Source organism: Streptomyces sp. NPDC058955, assembly GCF_042741435.1.
GTDB lineage: Bacteria > Actinomycetota > Actinomycetes > Streptomycetales > Streptomycetaceae > Streptomyces.
In genome coordinates, this window is record NZ_JBHYKM010000178.1 from 1 (window position 1) to 2,000 (window position 2,000).

Sequence of the window (2,000 nt, forward strand, 5' to 3'; positions counted from 1 at the left end):
CCCCGAATACAGCGCACCGGAGGTCACCAACCCCCGCGACGCCGTCCTCTGGGACAAGGCCGGTGAGCGCATCATGGCGGAGGCCGCCGAACGGGGGGCCCCCCGCCCCCGGCCCCCCGGCGGGCGCGGGCCCGGGCCGCCTGCCGCCCGGGCCCGCGCCCGCTTCCGTGCCGTCCGGGCTCAGGGCAGGGGCGCGATGACGACCGCGGTGCCGTACGCGCAGACCTCCGTCCCGACGTCCGCCGCCTCGGTCACGTCGAAGCGGAACATCAGCACCGCGTTCGCGCCGCGCGCCCTGGCCTGCTCCACCAGGCGTTCCATCGCCTGGTTCCGGGTCGCCACCAGCGTCTTCGTCAGGCCCTTCAGCTCGCCGCCGATCATCGACTTCAGACCGGCGCCGATCTGGCTGCCCAGATGGCGGGACCGGACCGTCAGCCCGAAGACCTCGCCGATCACCTGGCGTACCTCGAACCCGGGGACGTCGTTCGTCGTCACCACCAGCACGTCGGGATGCGGCCCCTGACCGCCTCCGTACTCCTCGATGCCCATCGGCACTCACCTCCTGGTCACCCAGGGTCGTCGCGAGGGGGCCCGTCCGCATCCCGTGCGCCCCGGGCGGAACCGGGGGCCGCCGCTCCACGTTGATAGCTTGGGGCGCGCCGCAGGCATGTCCCGCCCGCACCTCGACATGCCCCCACCCCGAACCGCAGGAGCCCGGAACCGTGAACACGCTTGCCCTCGGACCGAGCTGGCTGGATCCGGACTACCTGATCCAGACCTTCGGTCTGATCGGTGTCCTCGCCATCGTCTTCGCCGAGTCCGGCCTGCTCATCGGGTTCTTCCTGCCCGGCGACTCGCTGCTCTTCACGACCGGCCTCCTCGTCACCACCGGCAAGCTCGACTCGCCGCTGTGGCTGGTCTGCACGCTGGTCGTCGCCGCGGCGATCCTCGGCGACCAGGTGGGCTACCTGTTCGGCCGGAAGGTGGGCCCGTCGCTCTTCCGGCGCCCCGACTCCAAGCTGTTCAAGCAGGAGAACGTCGAGAAGGCCCACGAGTTCTTCGAGAAGCACGGCCCGAAGTCCCTCATCCTGGCCCGCTTCGTGCCGATCATCCGCACCTTCACGCCGATCATCGCCGGCGTCAGCCGGATGAACTACCGCTCGTTCATCACCTTCAACATCATCGGCGGCGTCCTCTGGGGCGCCGGCGTGACCCTGCTCGGCGCCTCCCTCGGCAAGATCGACTTCGTGCACAAGCACATCGAGGCGATCCTCATCGCGATCGTCCTCATCTCGGTCGTCCCGATCGTGATCGAGTACCTCCGGGCCCGCTCCCAGTCGAAGAAGGCCGCCGCCCAGGGCACGCCCCCCGCCGACCCGGCGGCCCCCGCCGCCCCCGGCGACCAGGGCACCTACGGCACCCAGCCCGGCCACGGCCAGGCCGCCTACGGCGAGCAGCCCGGTCAGAGCGGCTACGGCGACCAGGGCGGGTACGGCGACCAGGGCGGCTACGGCGGTCAGCAGGACCAGGGCGGCTACGGCCACCAGGACGGCTACGCGGGCCAGGGCGGGTACGCGGGCCAGGCGGGCTACGGCGGCTACGGCAACCAGGGCGGGTACGACCAGCAGGGCGGGTACGCGGGCCAGCCGAACTACGGGTACGGCAACCAGCCCGGCTACGACCAGCAGGGCGGCTACGGGGACCAGCAGGGCGGCTACGGCCAGCAGCCCGCGTACGGTCAGCAGCAGCCCGCGTACGGTCAGCAGCAGCAGCAGCAGCCCGCCCAGCCCGGTTACGGCCAGCAGCCCGGCTACGGCGACCAGCCCGGCTACGGCGGCCAGAACCCGCCCCCGCACGGCGGGCGCTAGGACACCGACAGGACAGAGGCAAAAGCCCCCCCCCCCCCCCCGACGCCGGGGGGGGGGGGGGGTGAGGCCCCCCCCGGGGGGGGGCGAAAAAACGGGGCGCCCACGCCCCCGACCGCCCCCCCCCGCGCGCCC

2 protein-coding genes and 1 pseudogene are annotated in these 2,000 nt (G+C 73.0%); 2 read left to right on the forward strand and 1 reads right to left on the reverse strand.

Annotated features, from left to right (window positions below; genetic code table 11):
* Positions 1-109 (forward strand): annotated as a pseudogene (locus tag ACFW1I_RS36400) (proteasome accessory factor PafA2 family protein); the annotation flags it as partial.
* Positions 110-180: 71 nt separating this feature from the next.
* Here the strand turns inward: ACFW1I_RS36400 and ACFW1I_RS36405 are convergent.
* Positions 181-549 (reverse strand): YbjQ family protein, encoded by a 369-nt coding sequence (locus ACFW1I_RS36405; protein ID WP_384678073.1) that lies wholly within the window; start codon positions 547-549, stop codon positions 181-183.
* A gap of 173 nt (positions 550-722) precedes the next feature.
* On the opposite strand from ACFW1I_RS36405, the gene ACFW1I_RS36410 reads away from it, so the two are divergent.
* On the forward strand, positions 723-1,868 hold the full coding sequence (locus ACFW1I_RS36410; protein ID WP_384678074.1) for a DedA family protein: 1,146 nt from the start codon (positions 723-725) through the stop codon (positions 1,866-1,868).
* The last annotated feature ends 132 nt before the right edge of the window (positions 1,869-2,000 follow it).

What these genes read in the sequence shown, in the direction of transcription:
- ACFW1I_RS36405 (WP_384678073.1), bottom strand. Translation starts at nt 549, where the DNA reads ATGGGCATCGAGGAGTACGGAGGCGGTCAGGGGCCGCATCCCGACGTG.